The organism is Chloroflexota bacterium (assembly GCA_009840625.1).
GTDB lineage: Bacteria > Chloroflexota > UBA11872 > UBA11872 > VXNJ01 > VXNJ01.
Genome location: VXNJ01000016.1, coordinates 1 through 21659 on the forward strand (window position 1 = coordinate 1; position 21659 = coordinate 21659).

General features: G+C 65.7%; 20 protein-coding genes. 7 read left to right on the forward strand and 13 right to left on the reverse strand.

The window, feature by feature from the left end; all coding sequences use genetic code 11:
* A partial coding sequence (locus F4X41_09005; protein MYB17145.1) for an IS110 family transposase occupies nucleotides 1–900 on the reverse strand: 900 nt, incomplete at its 3' end.
* Between the two features lie 200 nt (nucleotides 901–1100).
* Here F4X41_09005 and F4X41_09010 point away from each other — a divergent pair.
* Both F4X41_09010 and F4X41_09015 read left to right on the forward strand, forming a co-directional pair.
* The gene (locus tag F4X41_09010; GenBank protein MYB17146.1) at nucleotides 1101–1787 is read left to right on the forward strand and encodes a hypothetical protein; all 687 of its coding nucleotides are present in this window, start codon (nucleotides 1101–1103) and stop codon (nucleotides 1785–1787) included.
* Nucleotides 1788–1801: 14 nt separating this feature from the next.
* Nucleotides 1802–2356: a CpsD/CapB family tyrosine-protein kinase gene (locus F4X41_09015; GenBank protein ID MYB17147.1), complete on the forward strand. Its 555-nt coding sequence runs from the start codon at nucleotides 1802–1804 to the stop codon at nucleotides 2354–2356.
* Here the strand turns inward: F4X41_09015 and F4X41_09020 are convergent.
* Together F4X41_09020 and F4X41_09025 are read right to left on the reverse strand one after the other, a co-directional pair.
* A complete protein-coding gene (locus F4X41_09020; protein ID MYB17148.1) occupies nucleotides 2353–3192 on the reverse strand; it encodes a hypothetical protein in 840 nt (279 codons plus the stop codon). The two genes, F4X41_09015 and F4X41_09020, sit on opposite strands and share 4 nt — an antisense overlap.
* A complete protein-coding gene (locus F4X41_09025) occupies nucleotides 3189–3902 on the reverse strand; it encodes a phosphoribosyltransferase (GenBank protein MYB17149.1) in 714 nt (237 codons plus the stop codon). Before F4X41_09025 ends, F4X41_09020 begins: the two co-directional genes overlap by 4 nt.
* A gap of 113 nt (nucleotides 3903–4015) precedes the next feature.
* Here F4X41_09025 and secD point away from each other — a divergent pair, with 113 nt between their 5' ends.
* Together secD and secF are read left to right on the forward strand one after the other, a co-directional pair.
* Nucleotides 4016–5329 (forward strand): protein translocase subunit SecD, encoded by a 1314-nt coding sequence (gene secD / locus F4X41_09030; GenBank protein ID MYB17150.1) that lies wholly within the window; start codon nucleotides 4016–4018, stop codon nucleotides 5327–5329.
* Between the two features lie 7 nt (nucleotides 5330–5336).
* On the forward strand, nucleotides 5337–6257 hold the full coding sequence (gene secF / locus F4X41_09035; GenBank protein MYB17151.1) for a protein translocase subunit SecF: 921 nt from the start codon (nucleotides 5337–5339) through the stop codon (nucleotides 6255–6257).
* Nucleotides 6258–6273: 16 nt separating this feature from the next.
* On the opposite strand, the gene F4X41_09040 is transcribed toward secF, so the two are convergent.
* From F4X41_09040 to F4X41_09080, 9 genes are all read right to left on the reverse strand, one after another.
* Nucleotides 6274–6717 (reverse strand): hypothetical protein, encoded by a 444-nt coding sequence (locus tag F4X41_09040; protein MYB17152.1) that lies wholly within the window; start codon nucleotides 6715–6717, stop codon nucleotides 6274–6276.
* The gene (locus F4X41_09045; GenBank protein ID MYB17153.1) at nucleotides 6714–7277 is read right to left on the reverse strand and encodes an elongation factor P; all 564 of its coding nucleotides are present in this window, start codon (nucleotides 7275–7277) and stop codon (nucleotides 6714–6716) included. The genes F4X41_09040 and F4X41_09045 overlap by 4 nt, the downstream gene beginning before the upstream one ends.
* A 28-nt stretch (nucleotides 7278–7305) precedes the next feature.
* Complete coding sequence (locus F4X41_09050; GenBank protein ID MYB17154.1) at nucleotides 7306–8370, reverse strand: aminopeptidase P family protein; 1065 nt, start codon at nucleotides 8368–8370, stop codon at nucleotides 7306–7308.
* Nucleotides 8371–9408, reverse strand: a complete 1038-nt coding sequence (gene mltG / locus F4X41_09055) for an endolytic transglycosylase MltG (GenBank protein MYB17155.1) — start codon at nucleotides 9406–9408, stop codon at nucleotides 8371–8373. It abuts the gene before it with no gap.
* Nucleotides 9405–9821, reverse strand: a complete 417-nt coding sequence (gene ruvX, locus F4X41_09060) for a Holliday junction resolvase RuvX (GenBank protein ID MYB17156.1) — start codon at nucleotides 9819–9821, stop codon at nucleotides 9405–9407. The genes mltG and ruvX overlap by 4 nt, the downstream gene beginning before the upstream one ends.
* Complete coding sequence (locus tag F4X41_09065; protein MYB17157.1) at nucleotides 9805–11472, reverse strand: hypothetical protein; 1668 nt, start codon at nucleotides 11470–11472, stop codon at nucleotides 9805–9807. The genes ruvX and F4X41_09065 overlap by 17 nt, the downstream gene beginning before the upstream one ends.
* A gap of 10 nt (nucleotides 11473–11482) precedes the next feature.
* Entirely contained in the window at nucleotides 11483–14122 is a 2640-nt protein-coding gene (alaS, locus tag F4X41_09070; GenBank protein MYB17158.1) for an alanine--tRNA ligase, read from the reverse strand.
* A 277-nt stretch (nucleotides 14123–14399) separates the two neighbouring features.
* A complete protein-coding gene (locus F4X41_09075; GenBank protein ID MYB17159.1) occupies nucleotides 14400–14669 on the reverse strand; it encodes a hypothetical protein in 270 nt (89 codons plus the stop codon).
* Between the two features lie 88 nt (nucleotides 14670–14757).
* Nucleotides 14758–15906, reverse strand: coding sequence for an IS200/IS605 family element transposase accessory protein TnpB (locus F4X41_09080; protein MYB17160.1), 1149 nt, complete (start codon nucleotides 15904–15906; stop codon nucleotides 14758–14760).
* A 284-nt stretch (nucleotides 15907–16190) separates the two neighbouring features.
* On the opposite strand from F4X41_09080, the gene argF reads away from it, so the two are divergent.
* From argF to F4X41_09095, 3 genes are all read left to right on the forward strand, one after another.
* Complete coding sequence (gene argF, locus F4X41_09085; protein MYB17161.1) at nucleotides 16191–17159, forward strand: ornithine carbamoyltransferase; 969 nt, start codon at nucleotides 16191–16193, stop codon at nucleotides 17157–17159.
* A gap of 18 nt (nucleotides 17160–17177) precedes the next feature.
* Nucleotides 17178–18017, forward strand: a complete 840-nt coding sequence (locus F4X41_09090; GenBank protein MYB17162.1) for a TIGR00159 family protein — start codon at nucleotides 17178–17180, stop codon at nucleotides 18015–18017.
* Nucleotides 18018–18078: 61 nt separating this feature from the next.
* The gene (locus F4X41_09095; GenBank protein ID MYB17163.1) at nucleotides 18079–19386 is read left to right on the forward strand and encodes a hypothetical protein; all 1308 of its coding nucleotides are present in this window, start codon (nucleotides 18079–18081) and stop codon (nucleotides 19384–19386) included.
* 45 nt (nucleotides 19387–19431) lie between these two features.
* Here the strand turns inward: F4X41_09095 and F4X41_09100 are convergent, their stop codons facing one another.
* Nucleotides 19432–20649 (reverse strand): glycosyltransferase family 4 protein, encoded by a 1218-nt coding sequence (locus F4X41_09100; protein MYB17164.1) that lies wholly within the window; start codon nucleotides 20647–20649, stop codon nucleotides 19432–19434.
* Between the last annotated feature and the right edge of the window lie 1010 nt (nucleotides 20650–21659).

The following is a 21659-nucleotide window of genomic DNA, read 5'->3' on the forward strand; positions in this document are numbered from 1 at the left end:
CCCTTTTCCAGCCTCATCCAAATTGGACTTGACAAACCGTAGAGAGTCCTTCTTGGGCTTGCCGGCCTTAAGCAGGCGGTCGTAGAAGGCCCTGATCGCCGGGTTGTGCTTCGAGGCGGTCAGGGCTGCCATGTACAGCGCCGCACGGACCCGGGCGCGCCCGCCCCATACGAACCTTTTGCCCGAGTACTTGCCGCTGTCGCGGCTGAAGGGAGCCACCCCGACCAGTGCGCAGACCTGCTTGTTGCCCACCTGGCCCAGTTCGGGCAGATAGGCCGCGAGGACCGCCACCAGCTGCGGACCGGTGCCGGGCACCGAGGCGATCAGGCCGGCGCGGGCTGCCAGGTAGGGCGATGCGTTAATCAGCCCGGCGATCTCTTTGTCCAGGCGCTTGATGCGGCGCCCCAGACCGGCAATGGCCCGGCCGATGTCGGAGCGGACAATCCGGCTACCAACCAGGCGGCGGCGGTTCTGCTCGGCGGTGCGCTGGGCGACCAGCTGCAGGCGCCGGCCGGCCAGATCGGCCAGTTCCTTGATCGCCGGATCGGGCGCTTTCCAGGGCTGGTAGCGTCCGGCGGCGGCGAACCGGGCGATTACCTTCGCGTCGACCGCGTCGGTCTTGGCCAGCACTCCCATGGCGCGGGCGTAGTCGCGCACCTGGCGGGGATTTACGATCGCCACCCGCAGGGACGCTTTGTAAAGCGCCTCGGCCAACGGCTGTTCCCAGCCGCCCGTAGCCTCCATGAGGACGACGACGATCTCGAGCTCGCCCAGGCGGGCGACCAGCTTCCCGATCCCGGCGGCGGTGTTTGCGAACCTGAGGACCGGCCCCTGCGGCCCGAAGGCGGCGTCGAGATGCTCGGACGAGACGTCGACGCCCACGTATACGGGGGTGTTCACAGATAGACTCCCTGTAACTGCCCGCCGCCTTGGATCCTTCCTCGCAGATTCGGGCTCCCGACGGGGCCCCGGGCAATTGTTCGGATTGCAGCGGCGGGTTACCGGGTGCGGCGACCACGCTTAACTTCGGTCTCCGCGGACCGAGGAGTCAACGGTCTACCGCACCCGGGACTTCCCGTGATCAAGATACGAGGAATCCCGTGTACGCTGACACGCTGTGGGCCGGATGGCGGCGCAATTGGATCGCCATAGCTGCCGCCACCCTGGTGCTGTTGGCCCTGGCGTCGACCTGGGTCGCGATAAGCGGTCAATCGTACCTGGGCCGCGCCCAGGTCCTGGTGAGCTTGAAGGTACCGGACTCGGGACAGGATCCCACCTATCAGGTGGAAATATCGCGCACGCTGGCCATCAACTACGTCATGGACGACCTCGAGCAACTGGTCACCGGCGCAGCGTTCGCGGGCCTGGTCGCCGATCGCCTGGCCAGGGAATCCCAGCTGGTCATTGATGCCGGCGACCTGGCCGGATCGCTGCAGGCCGACCGGACCCACCGCGGCCTGGACATGTTCGTCTACTCGGACGATCGTGCAACCGCCGAAAAGGCTGCGCGGGCGGCCGCCGAGGTGATCACCCAGGAGCTGGACAGCCTGCTGCCGGCATTCGGCGAAATCGCCTACGCCAGCGTGATCGACTGGGATTCAGGTCTTGACCAACTAACCCTGTTGCGTAAGGCGATTACGGTGGCGTTGGCCGGCGCGGTTGGCCTTTTCGGATCGATGCTGGCGGTATCCATCGGCATCGCCTGGCGCGACCGCTTGCATCTCGGCGACCCCGATCTGCCGGGAGGCCTCAAGGTCCTGGCCCGACTCGACGGACAACGCAGTTGACCTTCGAATTCGAATTGGCTGCGCTCCGCGCCCGCGTGCTGGCCCAGTTGGCCGAGAAAAGCGGCGTGATCCTGGTGACCGCCCCCGGCCCACTGGCCGACGCGGCCGCAGTCGCCAGGCACCTGGCCCAGGCCCTGGCCGATTCCGGCCACGGCGCGTTGCTGGTCGAGGCCGCGTCCGCCCCGACGGGACTTGCCGGTTACGGCGACGGCCAGCTTGGCAGCCTAGCTCACGCGCTTGAGTCTGAGCCGCCGCGGCCCGGCCCCGGCGAGCTGGAGGTCCTGGGCGGGACGCTGTCGCCGGACCAGATCGCAAGCCCCGCCCTGTCGGCCTGGCTGCGACGCGCCGGAGGCCTGGTGGTTCTGCTCACCGCTGATCTTGGACGAGCAGCCGATGCGATCGCGCTGTGCGGGTCCGCCGACGTCTTGCTGCTGGCAGTGGCCGACGGAAAGAGCCGGCGGCGGCAGCTACAGGCCGCGGTCGAGGACTTTGCTTCCGCAGGACAAAAACCCCTGGGACTGGTGGCGGCCCCGGCGCGGTCCCCGACCCGGGTTTATCGGCACCCCTAGCAGCGGGCCAGCTTGTACAGCTTGTTGTCGGCCTGCACTTCACAGACGTAGAGGTTGCCGCCGGCATCGAGCCAGATGCCGTGCGGAGCCCGCGGGTCGGGCAGGTTGAATCGTTCGACGATGCCCCCGTCCAGGTCCATCACTGACAGGCGCCCGCCTAATTCGCAGACATAGACCAGGTCGTCGCCTTCGGTAACGAAATCGGCCGGTCGCAGCAGATCGGTCCACGATTCCAGGAAGTTGCCTTCAGTATCGAACAACTGGACGCGGTTGTTTTCGCGGTCGGCGACCCAGACCCGGCCGCGCGTGTCGTAGTGCACGCAGTGCGGCAGATTGAATACGCCCGGACCATCACCCCGTCCGCCCCAGGTCTTTACCAGCGAATAGTCCGGCGCCAGATGGTGGATGTGGCTGTTGCCGTAACCGTCGGAGACGAAGAACCCAACATCCCCGGCCAGCGCGATATCGGTCGGTTCGTTGAACGGCGCTCCATCGACGGACCCTTTCTGACCCTCGTTACCGATGTGGTCGAGGATGTTTCCCTTTTCATCGCAGATCCAGATCACGTGCGCCTTCTGATCGGTCAGCCAGAGCCGGTCGTCGTCATCAACCCAGACCGCGTGAGCGTGCACCATCCGCGGTTCGTCCCAGGTCTCGATGAAGGCGCCGCTCTCGGCATCGAACACGGCCATCGGAAAATCACCGCGGTTGTAAACGTAAACGCGCCCGCTGCTGGTGACTCCGATTCCGCCGATCCAGCCCAACTGCAGGTCGTCGGGGCGCTGCGGCCAACCCTCAACGAGTTCAAAACAGTGGTCTCCGCTTCCAAATTTCATAAGCCGCTATCTCCCTGATCCGTGCCGCAGCCCGGGATCTGATCGCAGTCACCGGAAGTCGGCAGACGACCCGTTCCGGTGGAGCGCTCCAGTTCCCCCAATTGTGCTTCTGAAACGGCCTCAAATCGGACGAAGAATTGGCCTACCGCCCAAAACCGCTTCGGCGCGTGCAGGCAGACGGCGTCATCGAATTCGCCACTTGCGAGCTTCTGCAGCGTCGCTCGCGGCGCCACCGGCGCCGCCACAACCAGCCGAGCCGCCCCCAGTTCGCGCAGCAGGCGGCCGGCGGCAATCGCGGTCGCGCCGGTGGCCAGGCCGTCGTCCACCACCACCGCTATTTCCGGCAAGTGGTCGGCCTCGATTCGGCCGAACCGGGCTTGACTGGCGGCGGCCTTGCGGCGTCGCTCCAAGATCTCCTCCTCCAGATATCGAGTACTGATCTTGAGGTGCTCGATCGCGACTTGGTCAAGATAGGTCGGACCCTCGGCGGTTACCGCGCCGATGGCCAATTCCGGTTGGGTGGGGGCGCGCAGCTTGCTCGCCGCGACCGCCCGCACCTGGACGCCGGTAATCAGCGCGGCATGGTGGGCCACCACCAGTCCGCCGCGCAGGATGCCGAACAGTCCCGACCGCCCCAATCCCTCGGCCAGCAGGCGATTTCCCAATCGCGCGCCGGCATCGGCCCGGTCCCGGAATGCGATGTCCGCCATTAGGGGGATTTGCCAACCTTCCTCGCCCGGCCCCAATCCTTATCAGATAATGCCCACTGGGCCAAGAAAACGGCCGCCCGACAAATAATTCCCCATTTCCCCGTTCCGAGCCCTTGCGCAGACGCTTAATCGTCCTGGCGGCCAGCATTGCAGCCCTTGTCGCCTTCGCCATCTACGTGGACCTGCCCGGTACTCCGGGGTTCGGCATCACGGTGGCGGGCCGGGACCTCAGCCAGCTCGAATTCCGCCAGGGGCTTGACCTGCAGGGCGGACTGCACGTGGCGTTCCAGGCCAATCCGGTCGACGGCCAGGTCGTAGACGAGGACGCGATGGAGGCGGTTCGCCAGATTCTTGAGAACCGCGTCAACGCCCTCGGTGTGGCCGAGCCGCAGGTCCAGTTGGAGGGATCCGACCGGGTAATCGTCGAGCTGCCCGGAATCGAGGACCCCGACGAGGCTATCGCCCTTTTCAAGCAGACCGGTCGCCTGGACGTCATCGGCACCGAACTGCAGTCGCTGCCGGTGGGTTCATTCGTCGACGTTGAGGCCGGCGCCTACGAGCTGGTGATTTCCGGGCCTGACCTGTTGGACGCCGATTTGGTTTACGACGAGATCGGCAACGGTATCGTCCAGTTCGAACTCAACGATGCCGGGGCCGAGAAATTCGGCGCCTACACCGGCACCCATATCGGCCAGTTCCTTTCGATCCTGGTTGACGGCATCGTGATCAATTCGGCGGTCATCAACGACCGGATTGAGAATCGCGGGGTGATCGAGGGCTTCGACAGCCTCCAGGAAGCCCGCAACGTCGTTATCCAGCTGCGCTACGGCGCCCTGCCGGTACCCCTCGAGGTCATCCGCAACATAACGGTCGGGCCCACTCTCGGCGCCGAGTCATTGGACAAGAGCGTCCGTGCCGGACTGGTCGGGTTCGTGATGGTGGCGATTTTCATGATTGCCTACTACCGGCTGCCCGGGGTGGTGGCGGCGCTGGCCCTGGCGATCTACGCCCTGCTGGTATTTGCGATTTTCAAGCTGATCCCGGTCACGCTCACCCTGGCCGGAATCGCCGGATTCATACTCTCCATCGGCATGGCGGTCGACGCCAACATCCTGATCTTCGAGCGGACCCGCGAGGAATTGCGCAACGGGGTTTCGCTGAACCGTTCGATTCATATCGGCTTCCGCCGCGCGTGGACCTCGATCCGCGATTCCAACATCGCCACCCTGATCACCTGCACGGTTCTCTGGTACTTCGGGACCGGATTGGTGAAGGGATTCGCCCTGACCCTGGGAATCGGGGTGCTGGTCTCGATGTTCTCGGCGATCTCGGTATCGCGGACGATCCTGCTGCTGCTGGTCCGCGCCCGCGCCTGGAATCCGGCCGACCTGTTCGGGGTCAAGACCCCCGATCGCGGAGGGGCCTGAAAACCAGATGATCCCGCTGATCGCCCCACGCCGCCTGCTGCTGGCCATTTCGGCGGGGCTGGTGCTCGTTTCGCTGGCGCTGCTGCTGGCGGTCGGCGTAAATCTGGGGATCGACTTTACCTCCGGCAGCCTGGCCCGGGTTGAACTGGGTGTTGAAGGGGAACGCGACGCGATCGAAGATGCGTTGCTGGACGCACAGATTCCCGGCGCAGAGGTGCAGGCCTCCGACGGTTCGACCTACCTGATCCGGACCGCCGAACTCACCGACGCCGAAAAGGACCGGATGGAAGAAATCCTGTCCCGCGCCTACCCGGCATTCGAACTGATTTCGTTCGATTTCGTGGGGCCGGTGATCGGCGCCGAACTGACCCGCAACGCGGCCCTGGCGGTCGCCGGCGCCTCGATCGCGATTCTGCTGTACCTGACTTGGAGCTTCCGCAGCATCGAAAACTCATTCCGCTATGGCCTGATCGCGGTTCTTACCCTGGTTCACGACGTCCTCATCCTCCTCGGAACCTTCGCCGTGCTGGGTCAGGTCATGGGCCTGCAGGTCGATTCGATGTTCGTGACCGCCGCCCTGACGGTGGCCGGTTTTTCGGTGCACGACACGATCGTCGTCTTTGACCGGATCCGCGAGAACCAGGCCCGGTATCGGGGAGCCGGCTTCGCGCGCATTGTCAACTTCTCCCTGAACCAGACCCTGGACCGGTCGTTGAACACTTCGATCACGGCGATATTCGTACTGGTGGCCCTGCTGCTGCTTGGCGGTCCAACCATCCGCGAGTTCATCCTCGCGCTGCTGATCGGAATAGTGGTCGGTACCTATTCGTCGATCTTTACCGCCTCGCAGCTGCTGGTCGTTTGGGATGAAAGCCTGGCCGGGCGCCTGACCCGCCTGCGGACTCGCGTGCTCAGCCGCGCCGGCTAACTCGCGAATTCAATAGTCAGCGCGGCAGAATCCGAGCCAGTTCCTGGCCGTATTCGACCGGAGCCCCGTCCTCGACCAGGAAGCCGAGCAATTCGCCCGCTTTCACCGCTCCGATCGGGTGGTAGTGGTCGAGCGTATCTATGAACCCGATCGTCTGACCGGCCTCGATCTGCGATCCGATTACCGCGGCCGATTCACCCTCGGCGTCCTCGCCGCGCCGAAACACCCCGACGTTGCGCGAGAGGACTACCGTCACCGCCGCCCCGTCGGCTTCGGCCGCGGCCTGAACGGACTGTCCCTGGTCGGGTACCGGGTCGGCCTGCAAGCGGACCCTGACCGAGGCGTCCGCGGACGTCAGGGTCACTTCCTCCACGTCGGTCCCGGCGACCGACTCAAGGATGGCGGGCAACGCTTCGTCGAGCAGACGGTTCCAGTCCGAGCGGCGAACGTTGGAGTTCATCGCCGCGCCCGTTCCAGGTACTGCCCGCTGGTGGTGGAGACGACGATGGTTTCGCCGGTGGTGATAAACAGCGGCACCTGAACCGTAAGGCCGGTGTCGAGCAAGGCAGGTTTGGTCACTCCCGTGGCGGTGTCGCCGCGATGGCCGGGATCGGTCTGCACGACCGCGCATTCAACGGTCGGCGGAAACTGGCTGGAGAGGATGTCGCCGCCGTCGGCCATGAGTTCGATGATCAACTCCGCGACCAGGAAATCCTTGCCGCCGCCGAGCAGTTCGTCGCTGAGTACCAGCTCCTCGAAACTCTCCATGTCCAGGAAGTGGTGCCCCGAGGAATCCGAATAGAGGAACTGGGCCTTGCGGGTGCTGGTGCGGACCCGCTCGAAGCGGCGCGTGGCCGGGAATGAACGGTCGGTCGTGGCGCCGGTGGCCAGATTGCGCAGCCGCACGTTCAGCTTGGCGCCGCCGCGGCCGATTTTCTGGTGGCGCGCGTCAACGACCTGCTGGCGCTCGCCGTCCAGGCTAAGGATCATGCCCGCGCGAACGTCGTTGGAAGAAAGCATGGGCTGATCTCTCTAGTTCGGGGATCCCTCAGCGGGGGTATTGGGACAGAGTCTGCGGATGCTCGGCGTTCACCAGCACCAGGTCCTCGATGCGGATTCCGCCCCAATCGGGCAAGTATATTCCGGGTTCAATCGAGTGAACCATGCCCGATTCAAGGACCGCCTCGGACCCCGGCGCCAGGCGAGGACCCTCGTGAATCTCAAGTCCCACGCCGTGCCCCAGGCCGTGGTCGAAATATTCGGCGAAACCGGCCGATTCAATGACCGCGCGCGCGCTCGCGTCGACTGCGGCGCACGCAGTCCCGGCGGCGGCGGCCCGGATCCCGGCGCGATTGGCGGCCAGAACTATGTCGTAGACCACCATGAATCCGGGAGTCCGCCCGCCGGCGCAAAACGTGCGGGTTATGTCGGAGTGATATCCGTCGACCAGCGCCCCCATATCCACGACGACCGGGTCGCCGGGAGCGATCGCATAGTTCGAGGGCCAATGGTGCGGACGGGCCGAATTGCGGCCGCCGGCCACGATCGTATCGAACCCGGGACCGTCGGCGCCGGCCTCCAGGAAGGCGGCATTGATCTTGGCCGCCACCGATCGCTCGGTAACGCCCGGTTTGATCGATTCCTCGGCGAGGGCCATTACCTCGTCGGCGATCTTGATCGCGCGGCGCATCAGCGCCAGTTCGTTCTCGTCTTTGGTCAGTCTTAGTTCTTCGATCAGCCCGCCGGCCGCCGTCAGTTCGACGCCTTGGATCGCCTCAAGGCGCCGGAACAGGTTTACCGAGACGTCGGCGTCGTCGAACCCGACCCTCCTGATCTCGTTGTCGCGCGCGAATTCGACCGCCCGCAGAACCGGATTGGCGCTGGCGATGTGGATTCCGAAACCTTGCGTTTGCTGTGCCGACTGGACCGTGTAGCGTCCATCGGTGAACAGCTCGCGTCGCCCACCGGTAACCAGCAGCGTTCCGGCCGAACCGGAGAATCCCGAAAGGTACCGGCGGTTGGGCGCGGTCGTGACCAGCAACCCGTCGAGGCCAAGTTCGCGAATTCTCTCCGCGATTAATTGGCAGCGCGCATCAGTGCTCGGCATCGGCATTCACCCGGACTGGAATCTGGCGACGTTTTGTTGGTGTTCCTCGTAAGTTTCGGAGAAGGCGTGCGAACCGTCGCCGCGGGCCACGAAGAACAGGTATTCGGTCTCGGCCGGCTCCAGCACCGCCCTAATCGAGGCGGCTCCGGGATTGGCGATTGGCCCCGGCGGCAATCCCGGGTGCCGGTAGGTGTTGTAGGGCGAATCGGACTGCAGGTCGGCGAGCGTCAGCGGATCTTTCCACCATCCCAGCTCGGCACCGTCGGAGACTGCGAACTGTACCGTCGGATCAGCCTGCAGCGGCATTCCTTGTTCCAGACGGTTCAGGTACACGCTGGCGATCACCGCCCGTTCGTCCTCCAGCTGGGCCTCGCGCTCGACGATCGATGCCAGGATCACCACCTCGTGGTCGGAAAGTCCGGCCGCGGCGGCCGCCTGACGCTCCTGGGCGCCGTATACCTGGCCGAACCGGTCCAGCATCGCCCGCACGAATTCACGCGGCGTGGTTTGGGCGCCTACAAAGTAGGTGTCCGGGAACAGGTACCCTTCGAGCGTGTTTGCGGTAGCCAGATCGGGCAGGAAATCATGCGGGAACTGGTCCGGCCCGGAGCCGATTATTTCCAGGAAGTCGGCGCCCGAAAAAGCCCCTAGAGCCTCGAGCTGTTCAGCGACCTGCTCGCCGCGCCAGCCTTCGATAACGGTCACTACCCGATCGGCCACCTGGCCACGCTGCAGTTCGTCGATGACTTGATCCATGCTCATGCTGGGACGCAGAACGTACTGACCCGGCTGGAGGCTGTGCACCGATCCGCGCCGTTCCAGCGCAAGCCGGAATACGAGATCGGAAATGATCAGGTCTTCCTCCTGCAGACGGGCGGCGATCTCGCTGAGGGTATCGCCCGGCTGGACGGTGAAAAGGACCGACGAATCGGTGCGCGCGGCGGGAGGGCGGGTAAGCAGGCTGGCGGCCGAATAGGCAAGATATGCAACCAGGGCTGCAGCGATCAGGCTCAATGCCACGATTTGCAGCGATCGCGCACTCATCCCCGGTCCCCTTCGCGGGCCATCAGGTAGTGCTCCAGCATCACCGCCGCCGCGTGGGCGTCGTCGGCGTCGGAGGCGAAGCGATGATTCGCCTCGGCGGTGGTGTAGCTCTCGTCGAAGAATTCAATCCTCTCGGGACGCCCGGCAAGCAACTGCCGCGCCTGGCTGCGAACACGTTCCGACTGGACGGTCGGTCGGCCGTCGCGGCCCAGCGGCAACCCGACCAGAATCAGGTCGGCGGCCTGCTCGTCCAGGATGCGGTCCAGCCGGCGCCTGCCGCCCTGGCTGCTGCGGCGGTCGATCACTCCCTGCGGGGAAACCAGGGTACCGGTCGGATCGCACCGCGCCACACCGATCCGGCGCCCGGAAACGTCGAGCGCGACTATCACCTGCGGGTTAGCCGTCGGCGGCAATGTCGACCTCGATCCGGGGAGTCAGCCAGGTCACCGCGTCCCCGAACGGCGACCAGATTCGCAGATCGGAGCGGGCGACCCCGTCGATCGAATTTACGTATGCGAAGGCTTCGTCAAAACTCAACCCCGCGATTTGCTCGCGAACCGTGCGCGGGTCAATCAGGCGCTCGATCCGCGCGGCCGCCTCGTATTGGACCGCCACGGTGTTGCCCAGCGTGACCGAAAGGCGCGGTTCGTTCAGCTGCAGGGTACCCGGCAGCATCCGGTAGGGGACGGGATCGAGCCGTGCCCCGGTCAATTCCAGTTGCGCCAGCTCTTCCAGGTCGGAGCGCCGGAACACGGTGGCCTGGAGTTCCAATTCGACCTGGTATTCGAACGAGACCCCGCCCGCGGGATCCCGGATCGTCAGATAACGTGTCGTGTAAGCCGGCCGCAGCTCGGATTCGGGCAGCACCTGGCCGTAATCCCCGGTCACCAGCTGCGCCGAGAGTTCGGCCTCGGCCTGGGCGCGCAGTCGGGCCTGCAGTTCCTGGAGGGCCGCCTCGCGTTCCGCTTCGGTTACGAAATCCTCCTGGCGGTCAACGCCGCCGGATAACGGTTCTTGCAGGGTCAGTTGCAAAAGGGCACCGTAGGGGCCGATCGCCCGCAGCGATGTACCGGCGGCCAGATTCGACCCGGCCCCGGCCCGTTCGGCCTCGATCGCCACCCGCATCGCTCCGACATCGGCGATCGCCGCAAGCTGGCCCAGGTCGTCCGGGGACTCCCGATAGGTTTCAACGACCACGATTCCGGCCAGGGCTCTTTCCAGCGCGGTCTCGGCGACCGGTTCCTCGCCCGGACCGGTCTCTCCGTCCGGCGGTTCAGAATCCGGCGCGGGTTCCGCGCCGTCGCCCAGCGCCTGCAACTGCGCCTGGGTAGGCAGGGCGAATTCGCTGGTCAGGATGTAGCGCCGGCCGTCGTCGGATGCCAGCACGGTCCCGGCGGGTATCTGCAAGATCTGTTCGGTCAGGTTCAACACCTGCACCGCGCCGCGGGCCGGCTCCACCCCGACCGGGCGCCGACCGCTACCGAAACGGGTCGTCGAACCGCTAACGCGGGTCGTGATGATCCGCCCCGGCAGCAGGCGCTGGCGCGCATTCACGTCGCTGAAGCTCGGATTGGCAAATGCCGTCAGATCAAGCCGCCGGTCCAGCTGCTCGACTTCGATCTCGACGCGCGCGCTGGGGAACAACAGCAGCAGCCAGGCCGCCGCCAAGGCGAGAAGAATCGCGACCGCCAGCATCGGTCCGCCCAGCAGCAGTTCGGCGCGGGAGCGGTCCCAGTAGGGGCCCGAGCCGGTCAGAAGGGCGTAGCTGCGTCCGAGCGGAGCCAGCAGCCGCCAGCGGACCGGAACCCGGGGCCGCGTGGCCAGCCCCTCGCGCCGCGCCAGCTCCAGGACTTTCGCGTCGGCGCTCTCGACTAACAGATCGATTCCGGCCGAATTGGTCAGCGCGGCCAGTCGCTTTATCCCGGCCGGGTCGGCCAGTGGACTGCCCCAGGAGCCCAGAACCAGGGTCGCCGGCCGATCCGCCGCCACCCGGGCGAGCGCCGCGTCCGGGTCTGTGCCGGCCGCAATCGCAATCCGGGGCCGCCCCGCGCTATTCGCGGCCACCGCCCCGCGCCTAGTTCCGATCGCGGCCCAACTGCCGGCGCAGCTCCTCGAGGCCAGCAGCGATGGCGGCTCCGGTTTTCTCGCCGTCCGGACCTCCACCGCGGGCCTGGGCCGGGTTGCCCCCGCCGCCGCCGCCGAGGCAGGCCGCGGCGACCCGGACCGCTCCCGCCGAATCGACCCCGGCTTCAAGCGCCGATCGCGAGGCGGAGGCCAGCACTTGGGCACGGCCGCCGGATTCGCCGGCCAGGACGAAGGCGAAGTCGGCTCCGAGCTGGGACTTCAGGGCCTGCGATACGTCGGCCAGCGAAGCAAGCCCGTCGGTAACCACCTGCAGGCCCAATACCCGGATTCCCCCGGCCGCGGGCGGATTCTGCTCCAGCAGGCGGGCGGCTACCGAGTTCGCGTGCGCCTCTCGCAGGCGGGCCAGCTCGCGCTGCAAACCGGCCTGCTCCTCCAACAGGCGCCCGGTCCGGTCCACGACCTCGCCGACGCTGCTCTCGAGCAGGCGCGCGGCAGCCTCCAGCTCATCGGCGTTGCCGCGGAGTCGTTCGGCGGCAGCCTCGCCGGTCACCGCCTCGATCCGGCGCAATCCCGATCCGATGTTCTCCTGCGCGGTTATGTGGAAAAGTCCCATCTGGGCGGTGTTCTCAAGGTGGGTGCCGCCACACAGCTCCAGCGACCGGTCGCCTATGCTCACCAGTCGAACCTGCTCGCCGTACTTTTCCCCAAAAAGCGCCATCGCCCCGCGGGCCACCGCCTCCTGAACCACGGTCTGCTCGGTGCTGACCGCGATCGCGGCCAGGGCCTGCCGGTTCACCGACCGCTCGATGTTGATCAGTTGCTCCGGGGCCAGGGCGGCGGAATGATTGAAATCGAACCGCAGATGGTCGGGCGCGACCAGCGAGCCGGCCTGGCGGGCGTGGTCGCCCAGCTCGGACCGCAGGGCGGCGTGCAGCAGGTGGGTCGCGGTGTGGTTGCGGCGGATCGCGGCGCGCCGGTCGACGTCTACCGCGGCGGACAGTTCTTGTCCGCTGCGCAGGGTACCGGACGTGATTTTGGCGAAATGGAATATGGTCCCGTCGGCGCTTTGTTGGGTGTCGTTCACACGGGCGCGGCCGGATTCCCAGGACAGCGCGCCGGAATCGCCCACCTGGCCGCCCGATTCGGCATAGAAGGGAGTCGCGGCCAGAACCAACAGGCAATCCTCTCCGGATCCAAGCGAGTCGACGGATTCCCCGCCGGCGAATATCGCCTGCAGCCGCGTCGATTCCAGCGTTTCGCTCTCGTAGCCGCAGAATTTGCTCGGCCCCGGCCCCTGCGGGAGGCGCTTTTCGGCGCGCGCGGCACGCCGCGAGCGGCGGCGTTGCTCTTCCATGGCCGTCTCGAACCCGGGCTCGTCGACGCTAAGTCCGCGCGCGGCGGCAGCCACTTTCAAGTTTTCGATCGTGAGTCCCAGGGTGTCGTGCAGCCAGAACGCCTGGCGGCCCTCGATCTGGTTGATCCCCGATTCGCCCACCACGCGGCGGTCGAGATAGCCGATCGCGTGACGCAGGGTCGCCTGGAACCGTTCCTCTTCCTCGCTCACGACCGCCAGGATTTCTGAACGGCGCCGTCCTACTTCCGGATAAGCGGCCTGCATAGCCTCGATCGCGGCTTCGCTCACGCTGGCCATCAACGGTTCGGTGACTCCGAACTGGCGAGCCGCGCCCACCGCCCGCCGCAAGAGCCGGCGCAGTACGAATCCGCGCCCGTCGTTTGACGGCAGTACCCCGTCGCCGATCAGAAAGGCCAGCGCCCGGCCATGTTCGGCGACTGTCCGCAGGGCCCGCAATTGTTCGAGATCGCCGGTGTCGGGTCGCAATATGTCGGCGGCGACGGCGACTATGTCGGCGTACAGATCGGTCTCGTAGACCGAGTTCTTGCCCTGCATAAGTACGACCCAGCGTTCGAACCCGGCCCCGGTGTCGACCCCCGGCGCGGCGAGGTCGGCCAGGGTGCCGTCGACCTGCTGTTCAAACTGATTGAAAACTAGGTTCCAGAGTTCCAGGAACCGGTCGTCGTCGCTGGCGGTACCGGTCTCGGCCACTCCAGGCGGAGGCGGACGCAACCGGTAGTGGATCTCGCTGTCCGGACCGCAAGGGCCGCTGTCGCCGGTCGGTCCCCAGAAGTTCTCGGCGCGGCCGTGGAATTCGATCCGCTCCTCCGGAATGCCGATCTCGTCGCGCCAGATCAGGTACGATTCCTCGTCGCGCGGCAGATTGCCCTCTCCGGCAAAGCAGGTGACCCAGATCTGTTCGGGGTCCAGACCCAGACCCCTGGTCAGCAATTCGTAAGCCCAGATGATCGATTCGCGCTTGAAGTAGTCACCGAACGTGAAGTTGCCCAGCATTTCGAAAAGCGTCAGATGCGAGGCGTCGCCGACCGATTCGATGTCGGAAGTTCTAAAGCACTTCTGGGCGGTGGCGATCCGGGGATGCGGGGCCTTGACCGCGCCCGAGTAGTAGGGCTTGAACTGCTGCATGCCGGCCGAGGTGAAGAGAACGCTGGGGTCGTCAACCGGGACCAGCGACGAGCTGGGCAGGATCAGGTGGTCGCGATCGGCGAAGAAGTCCAGGAAAAGGGCCCGAACCTGGTCTGCCGGGAAGGTCATTGCTCAGCTCTAACCGTAATCGGATGCGCTGCTGCTGGCGAACGGCCCGCCTGCGGGCCGGCCGGGGCGGCTAACTAGCGCGGGCCCGCCTGCGGGTGCAGAGTCGATGGCGACTGGTGGCGCAGAATCCGGTAGAGGGCGCCGACGACCAGCGCCACCGTGAGCGAAAGCAGGAATTTCCGCATTGTTCCTTGCAGCTTTCGGAAGTGTCCAGCCGACGGGGATGTCCGTCAAACCCAAGATTAGCCAATCGGGGCAACCCCCGCCGGGACCGCTTTCAGGCGATTACCAGATGCAGCAACACCAGCGCCAGCAAAGCCCCGGCAAGCGCCGCCGCAGCCTGGACGTCGCCCAGTTGCAGGAGAGTCAGGCCCAGGCTGTTGCCGATCCAGTTACCGGCGAAGAATCCGGCCAGTCCGAACGGCGGATACCAGAACGGCGATCGTTCGCGGTGCCCGATCGCGGCATAGAAGAGCAACGATACCGCAATACCCATGACCGTTCCCAGGTATACCCAGGGCGGGATTTCAACTAACAGGTCGGTCAATCCCAGACGCTCGGATCCATCGCGGTAGGCAACCACATCAGGAAAAGGGACTTATATGCCCGAGTCGACAATGCCGACCGGCATATATTCACGCCGTCTCACCGACGGCCGGGGGAATAGTCCCGCCCCCGAGAGCTTTTTTCAGGATGTTGATTGCCGCGTTGTGGTCCCGATCCAGCACAAGGCCGCAACCGCAACTGTGCATCCGCTCCTTTAAGCTCTTTTTCGCTCTCGCTCCGCAATCCGAGCAGAGCTGCGAGGTGTCCCTAGGGTCGACGAACGCTAACTTTCTGCCGGCGCTTGCGGCCTTGTAGACAAGCTGATCTCTGATCCGTCGCCAGGATTGTTCATTGATCGATCGATTGAGCCCGGTCTTTCTCGCCCCGCCCGATTTGATCATTTGCCGCACCGATAAGTCTTCCAGGGCGATGAAGCCGTGGCGCCGCACGAGGTTGGTGGTGATCTCGTGACACCGGCCGCGATCCCTGACCCTAGATTTGGCGTGCGCGTTGGCCAGGATCCGGCGGCGCTTGCGATAACGGCGGCTGTTTTTCTTGCACGCAGTCATCCGGCGCTGCTTGCGGGCGATCTGTTCGCGGTCCGGTCTGCGCCGCTCGATCTTCTCTCCGTCGCTAGTAGTAATACGTGACATCACTCCCATGTCCAGCCCGACCCGAGAAGGGCTGTGGGGCAGTGGTTCCAAATCGACCGCGTAGACAAGACTTACACCGACGCGGCGGCCCTTGAAGGTGATGCGGAGGGACTTGAGTTCTTCCGACGGCGGCAGTTCTCGTTTGGTCCGGAGCCTTATGACTGGCAGGCCTTTTGCCCGCACCACATAACCACGGCGGTCAGGTCCGACCATTGCCGGGGTTACCTGCTCCAACTGGATGGTGCGGAAGCGGTTGCGCGGTTTGAATCGCGGGTAACCGGGATTCTCGCCTCGCTTTGTCCTTCGATAGAACGATCCCTTGGCCCGATCGGCACGGTGCAGTACGCCGCGACCAACGTGCACGGACATGTTCCGCCAAAATTCATCGGCGTTGCGAAAAAGAGTGAAGGCCTTGAAGCGGTCGAACAGCGAATCGCTCCCGCCGGCTTGCTTGTACTGTTCGCGCCAGGTTTCCAACTCGGCGTTGTATAGCTCTGCGCATGCTCCAAGGACCTGATTGAGTCGATCGCAGCCCCGGCGTGAGACGTAGCCGCGTTGGTAGATGGTCCGCATGGCCTTAGGCATTGTCGTTGTATCGGAGTTGCATCGGTGCCGTTATAAAGGCGTAAAGTATATCCCCTGTGACAGGTGGTTGGTAGACGAACTTCAAAAAGGGGTCAATTCACATGGCCGGTTCCGTTGCAGACCATCGGCGTCAGCATTTCACTCGCGATTTGGATACCGGGCGTCGATCGGAGAAGATTGGGGCGGGCAGACCATGGGGTGTCATCAACCGTGGTATGTAACCCCCAATATGAACATAGCCAGCTTGCCGCCAAATCGGCAAAATCTCGGGGTGCTTTTGCCAAATGAATGACGCCTCCAGCCTCAAAGGCGTTGACTTCATCGATATTGCCGACCTCTCGCGTCGGCAATTGGAATCGCTCCTGGCCGGGGCCGATCTGCTCAAGCGCGCGCTCGCCAGCCAGATTCCCCACCGCCTGCTGGAATCTCGTTCGTTGGCCCTGATATTCGAAAAGCCATCGCTCCGGACGCGCACCACGTTCCAGGTCGGGATGACCCATCTCGGCGGAGTATGCATCGACCTGGGCCAGGAGCACATGCAGATGGGGGTACGCGAGTCGATCGCCGATATTGGGCACAACCTGGAACGCTGGATCGACGCGGTCATGGCCCGGGTATTCGAGCACGATACGCTTCCGCAACTGGCCGATTCCTGCCAGGCGCCGATCATCAACGGCCTCTCCGACCGATCCCACCCCTGCCAGGCGCTGGCCGATTTGCAGACGATACGCGAGTGTTTCGGCAGCCTGGACGGCCTGCCGGTCGCCTACGTCGGTGACGGGTTCAACGTCGCCAATTCGCTGGTCGAAACCGCGCCGCTGACCGGGATCGACCTGCGCCTGGCCTGCCCGGACGGCTACGAGCCGTTGGACGAGATTGTCGACGCGGCCCGCGGAGGCGGCGGCAGCGTGCGGATAACCCCATCGCCCCGTGAGGCGGTCGCCGGTGCGAAAGTCGTATATACCGATGCCTGGATTTCGATGGGGCTAGAAGCAGAGACAGATGCGCGTCGCCGGGTATTCGCGCCCTATCAGGTTGACCCGGATTTGATGGCCGTGGCCGACGGCGACGCCATATTCATGCACTGCCTGCCCGCACACCGCGGCGAGGAGGTTACCGACTCGGTCCTGGACGGACCCCAGTCGGTCGTGTTCCAGCAGGCTGAGAACCGCTTGCATGCCCAAAAGTCGCTGCTGGTCCATCTGGTCCGGGGCGAATCGGCCCTGGCCGGGCTGGACGTATTTACCCGATGAACGAGGCGCGGCCGGTCCATGATTGACCAGATAACCTACTTGGCCGGCGAATTCTCGTTTTTCGCCGCGATCCAGATTGTGATCGTGGCCGCGGTGGTTTACGTGGGACTCTCCGTCTTCCAGAACACCCTGGCCGACATCCTGCTGCGCGGGGTTCTCGTGCTGGTCGTGCTGCTGTTCGTTTTCGGGTTCATCTTCCAGTTCCCGCTCACGACCTGGCTGGCCGGCGTGGCTCCGTCCCTGATCCTCGTCCTGGCAGTGGTTTTCGCGCCCGAGATCCGCCGGGTGCTCGAGCGGCTCGGGCGCAGTAGCACGACCCTGGGGCTGGCCCTGAACATGGGGGCCTGGGAGGACGAGGAGACGATTGCCGCAATTTCGCGCGCTTCCGCCGAACTGTCGCGGCGTTCGTGGGGCGCATTGATCGTGATTGAGCGCGACGTCGGCCTGGCCGACTTTTCAGGTGCCGGTTGCATGATCAACGGCCGCGTCTCGGCGCAGATATTGCTGTCGATATTCTTCCCGAACTCCGAACTGCACGATCTGGCGGTGATCATCCACGGTCGCACGGTCGTTTCGGCGGGATCGATGTTGCCGATGTCTACTGAAACCTCCTCCACCCGGCACCTGGGTTCGCGTCACCGCGCGGCGATGGGGATCACCGAACAGACCGATGCCGTGGCGGTGGTCGTGTCCGAGGAGACCGGTGCGATTTCGCTGGCCGCCGACGGCCGGATCGCCCAGCACCTGACCGAAGAACAGCTTCGCCGGCGCCTGCGGGCCATACTGATCCCTTCCCGGACGACACGTCGTCGTCGCTGGCTGCGGCCGCGGTCCTGGTTGGTGCGTAATCAGGGATAGGTACCGCCGGCTTCGCCGGTCCCGGCGCCGTCGCAGACTGGGGCTGCGCCTGCGGCGCCTGGTGCGACCGGGCGGCAACTGGCGCATCTGGGCCGCGATCGTATTCGGCATCGCGGTCTGGATCGGGGTGACCCTCGAGCAAAACCCGCGCGTGACCAATCACGCGGTCGACAACATCCCGGTAGACCTGCAGGGGTTGGATCCCGGACTGGTCTCCACCCTGGATCCCCTACCGGTCGATGTGCTGCTGCAGGGGTTGCGCGACGATCTTGGCGAGATCAGCGTCCGCAATTTCCGCGCCACCCTCCCGCTGGCCGGCGTGGGTCCCGGCAACCACCTCATCGCCGTCGACCTGGTCCTCTCGGGGCCAGACTCGATCGAGATCGTGGAAGTCTTGCCGGCCGCCCTGCCGGTGACGCTGGTGTCGCTGCGAAACGAGCAGCGTCAAATCGAACTCGACTTCGAGGTCACGCCCGAAATCGGCTACGAACTCGTGCTCGAGGACTTGCGCCTGGAACCGGCGACGGTGATCATTTCCGGCCCGGAACCGGCGGTTAGCAGGGTAACCCGGATCGCTGCCACGGTCGTCGCCGAGGGCCTCAACCGCACGCAGGGCCTGCAGCTGCGAGCCAGGGCTTTCGACATAAATGGAGCCGAGGTCGACGACGTTACCCTGGATCCGAGCCTGTTTGTCGTCGTGCTGCCAGTTCGCGAGATCGCGGTCCACAAGACGGTGCCGGTAAAGGTCGAAACCGCCGGCAGTCCAGCGCCCGGATTTGCCCTGTCCGAGACCAGCGTCACGCCGTTCTCGGTGGAGATCAAGGGCACCGCGGCGGCGGTTGCCGTGGTCAATGAAGTCAGGACTGAGCCGGTCGTTCTGCGCGGGCAACGCGAGGCCGGGACGTTCCCCGGACGCCTCGTCGTGCCGGCCGGGGTCGAACTCGCCCTGCCCGAGCAGGACTATGAGATCAACGTCAACGTGACCCCGATCGATTCGGTAGTGGCGCTGGCGGACGCGATCGAGTTCGAACGGCCCGACGACTACGTGTCCACCATTTCCCCGGCGGTGGCAACCATCGTGCTGGAGGGGCCAAGCCAACGCGTGTTCGGACTGACGCCACGCGACGTGGCAACCTGGATCGAGATTGAGGGCCCGACCGTGGAGGGAGTCCACATCCTCACCCCGACGGTGCGGGCGCCGGCCGGAATCCAGGTCGTTTCGGTGGAACCGGTGGTGGTGACGCTGACCCTGACGGCGCGCCCGATCGAGCCGGAACCTGAGCCGGAGCCCGACCCGGATCCCGAGGCCGAGACTGCCGCCCCGGATCCCGAGGCCGCCGCCCCGGATCCCGAGGCCGAGGCCGCCTGACCGGTAGGGTCTCGCGAACGTTCGGGCCCGCGGCGAAGGCGCTTGTCAGTTGTGGGCGGGTCGGCGGAGCGCGATAGCCCGGGCGTAGATCCTCTCCAGGCTCCGGGCGGCATTTATAGGGGCCAGATCGCCCTCGATTCGCATTCGCGAGTAATAGTCCAGGTCTCGGTCACGCGGCCGCAGCAGCAGCTCCCGCAACGCGCGGGCCATGCTGCGGGCGCTGCCGCCCGCCGGCAACAGCCGACCGTTGCGGCCCGGCATGACGTAGGTCGAGGCCTCGCCGACGTTGTGGGCAACGATCGGCAGACCGGCGGTTAGCAGGTCGACGTAGCGGACCGGACAGGCGGCGGCGTTGGCTACGGTGTCCAGCGCCGGCATGCAGGCGGCGTCGCAACTGGCCAGGATGGCCGGCAACAGATCGGCGTCGGTCCAGCCCAATTGCAAAACGCCCTGCTCGAGGCCCTTGCGGACGAGAGCCTTGTGAAGCCGCTCGGCCTCACCGCGGTCGCCGTCCCCCAGGACCATGACCACCGCTGCCGGAACCATATCCCGGATGGCTTCCACCAGCTCGGCGTATGAATCGATGGGATATTCGGCGAACCGGGTGTAGATGAGCACAGCCGGCGACCTGTCCGGGATCCCCAGCGCCGCGCGCCCCTGATTGCGCAGCCCCGGCCGGGACCAATTCCGGTGCCGGACCGGGTCCGCGAAATTCGGGATCTGGGCCTGCAGCCGGTTTTGGCCGCCGCGGCGCAGCAGGAACCCGCTGGCGGCGGTGAAAGCGTCGTTGGTTCGCCGGTAGGTATGCTCCTGCAGGTCGGCCCACCAGCGGCGAACAATCGAAGGAAATTCCAGCGGCGACATAGCGGCGGCACCCTCGTAGGCATCCGCGTCCAGGACCACCGCCGGGCCCGGACGCAGGATCCAAAGCAGCGCGGCGGCGAAGCCGGTCGCGCCGGTCGGCCGGAATAGGTGGACGACGTCGTAGGCGCCGCGGCTCAGCCGCCAAGCCCCGACCAGGGCCAACGCCAGTCCGGTAAGCCAGCTGCCGATCAGCGGCCAGCGGCAGGGCCCGACGGTTGCGAGACCGGCGAGCTTCGGGTTCGCCTGGTCAGATTCCGTGCCCATATACGCGGGCACGTGCACATCGACGCTGTGCCCGGCGGCGGCCAGGGCCCGCGCCATCGGCAGCACTCGCGCGGCGGTCGTCCCAGTGGACGTCAGCGGCACCGGCGCCAGCATGCCGATCCGAAGCCCGCTCAATCCGGCCTCCGCCGGCGCACCAAACCAAGGATCAGGAGGGCGCCAACCGCCAGCGCAGAGGCGACGCTGATCGCGGCCCCCGCATCTAAACGCGGTTCCTCGTACTCGAACACTACGCGGTGCCGGCCCGGCGGGACCTGCACGCCCAGATACAGCGAGTCCACCATCAGGAGCGGCGCTTCGATCCCGTCGACCAGGACCTGCCAACCGGGATAGTGACTTTGCCGCGCGACCAGCAATCCGCCGCCAGGGTCGTCAACCAACACCTCCATGCGCTCCGGCGTCGAAGCGTTCAGGACCGCCGCCCCGGAACTTACCGGTCCGGTCGGCCCCCCGCGTAATTCCACCAGATTGGCCGGATCGCGCATTCGGTAAATCCGCACCGATCCAATCTCCTCAAGATCGAATGCCGGACCGTAGGCGAGTCCGTCGGGCTGCGCGATGATGCCGGCCAGGGGGATAGCATGGACGCGACTTCCATCGAGCAGGCTTACCGCGGTTAGCTCCAGCGCGGCATCCGCCTTGAGCCGCAGCGAGCGGATCTCTCCGGGTTCGGCCAGCGCGAAGGTCTGGACAGGGCCCACTTCGGAAGCAAAGTACCCCAGCGCGCGTTCGGAGCCATCGCTGGACGTGGCGTAGAGTGACGCTATCGGGCCGGCATGACGGCCCTCGATCGCAAGGGCGACCGCATCGGCTTTGACTGGTTCGTCCAGCGAAAGGACCAGTTGCCCGCCGACCGGCAACGCGGCGGACGTATCGACATTGAGCCGCAATGGGGAGCGGTAGCCGAGATCGGCGCTCAAGTCCGACCAGTTGTCGGCAATCACCGTGCCGGTTCCCAGCGAACGCAGGAATCCTTCGTCGGGAAACCGTTCGCGGATCACGAACTCGTGCTGCAGGCGGGAATCCTCGGCGCCGGGCCGGGCCGGGAGTTGCAGGTCGCGAAAAGCAACGTAGCGGCGCAGCGGCAACAGGCCCCCGCCGTAGCCGTCGGGACTCGGTACGCGCAG

What these genes read in the sequence shown, in the direction of transcription:
- F4X41_09020 (MYB17148.1), bottom strand. Translation starts at nt 3,192, where the DNA reads ATGAAATTTGGAAGCGGAGACCACTGTTTTGAACTCGTTGAGGGTTGG.
- F4X41_09025 (MYB17149.1), bottom strand. Translation starts at nt 3,902, where the DNA reads ATGGCGGACATCGCATTCCGGGACCGGGCCGATGCCGGCGCGCGATTG.
- secF (MYB17151.1), top strand. Translation starts at nt 5,337, where the DNA reads ATGATCCCGCTGATCGCCCCACGCCGCCTGCTGCTGGCCATTTCGGCG.
- F4X41_09040 (MYB17152.1), bottom strand. Translation starts at nt 6,717, where the DNA reads ATGAACTCCAACGTTCGCCGCTCGGACTGGAACCGTCTGCTCGACGAA.
- F4X41_09045 (MYB17153.1), bottom strand. Translation starts at nt 7,277, where the DNA reads ATGCTTTCTTCCAACGACGTTCGCGCGGGCATGATCCTTAGCCTGGAC.
- F4X41_09050 (MYB17154.1), bottom strand. Translation starts at nt 8,370, where the DNA reads ATGCCGATGCCGAGCACTGATGCGCGCTGCCAATTAATCGCGGAGAGA.
- mltG (MYB17155.1), bottom strand. Translation starts at nt 9,408, where the DNA reads ATGAGTGCGCGATCGCTGCAAATCGTGGCATTGAGCCTGATCGCTGCA.
- alaS (MYB17158.1), bottom strand. Translation starts at nt 14,122, where the DNA reads ATGACCTTCCCGGCAGACCAGGTTCGGGCCCTTTTCCTGGACTTCTTC.
- F4X41_09080 (MYB17160.1), bottom strand. Translation starts at nt 15,906, where the DNA reads ATGCCTAAGGCCATGCGGACCATCTACCAACGCGGCTACGTCTCACGC.
- argF (MYB17161.1), top strand. Translation starts at nt 16,191, where the DNA reads ATGAATGACGCCTCCAGCCTCAAAGGCGTTGACTTCATCGATATTGCC.
- F4X41_09090 (MYB17162.1), top strand. Translation starts at nt 17,178, where the DNA reads ATGATTGACCAGATAACCTACTTGGCCGGCGAATTCTCGTTTTTCGCC.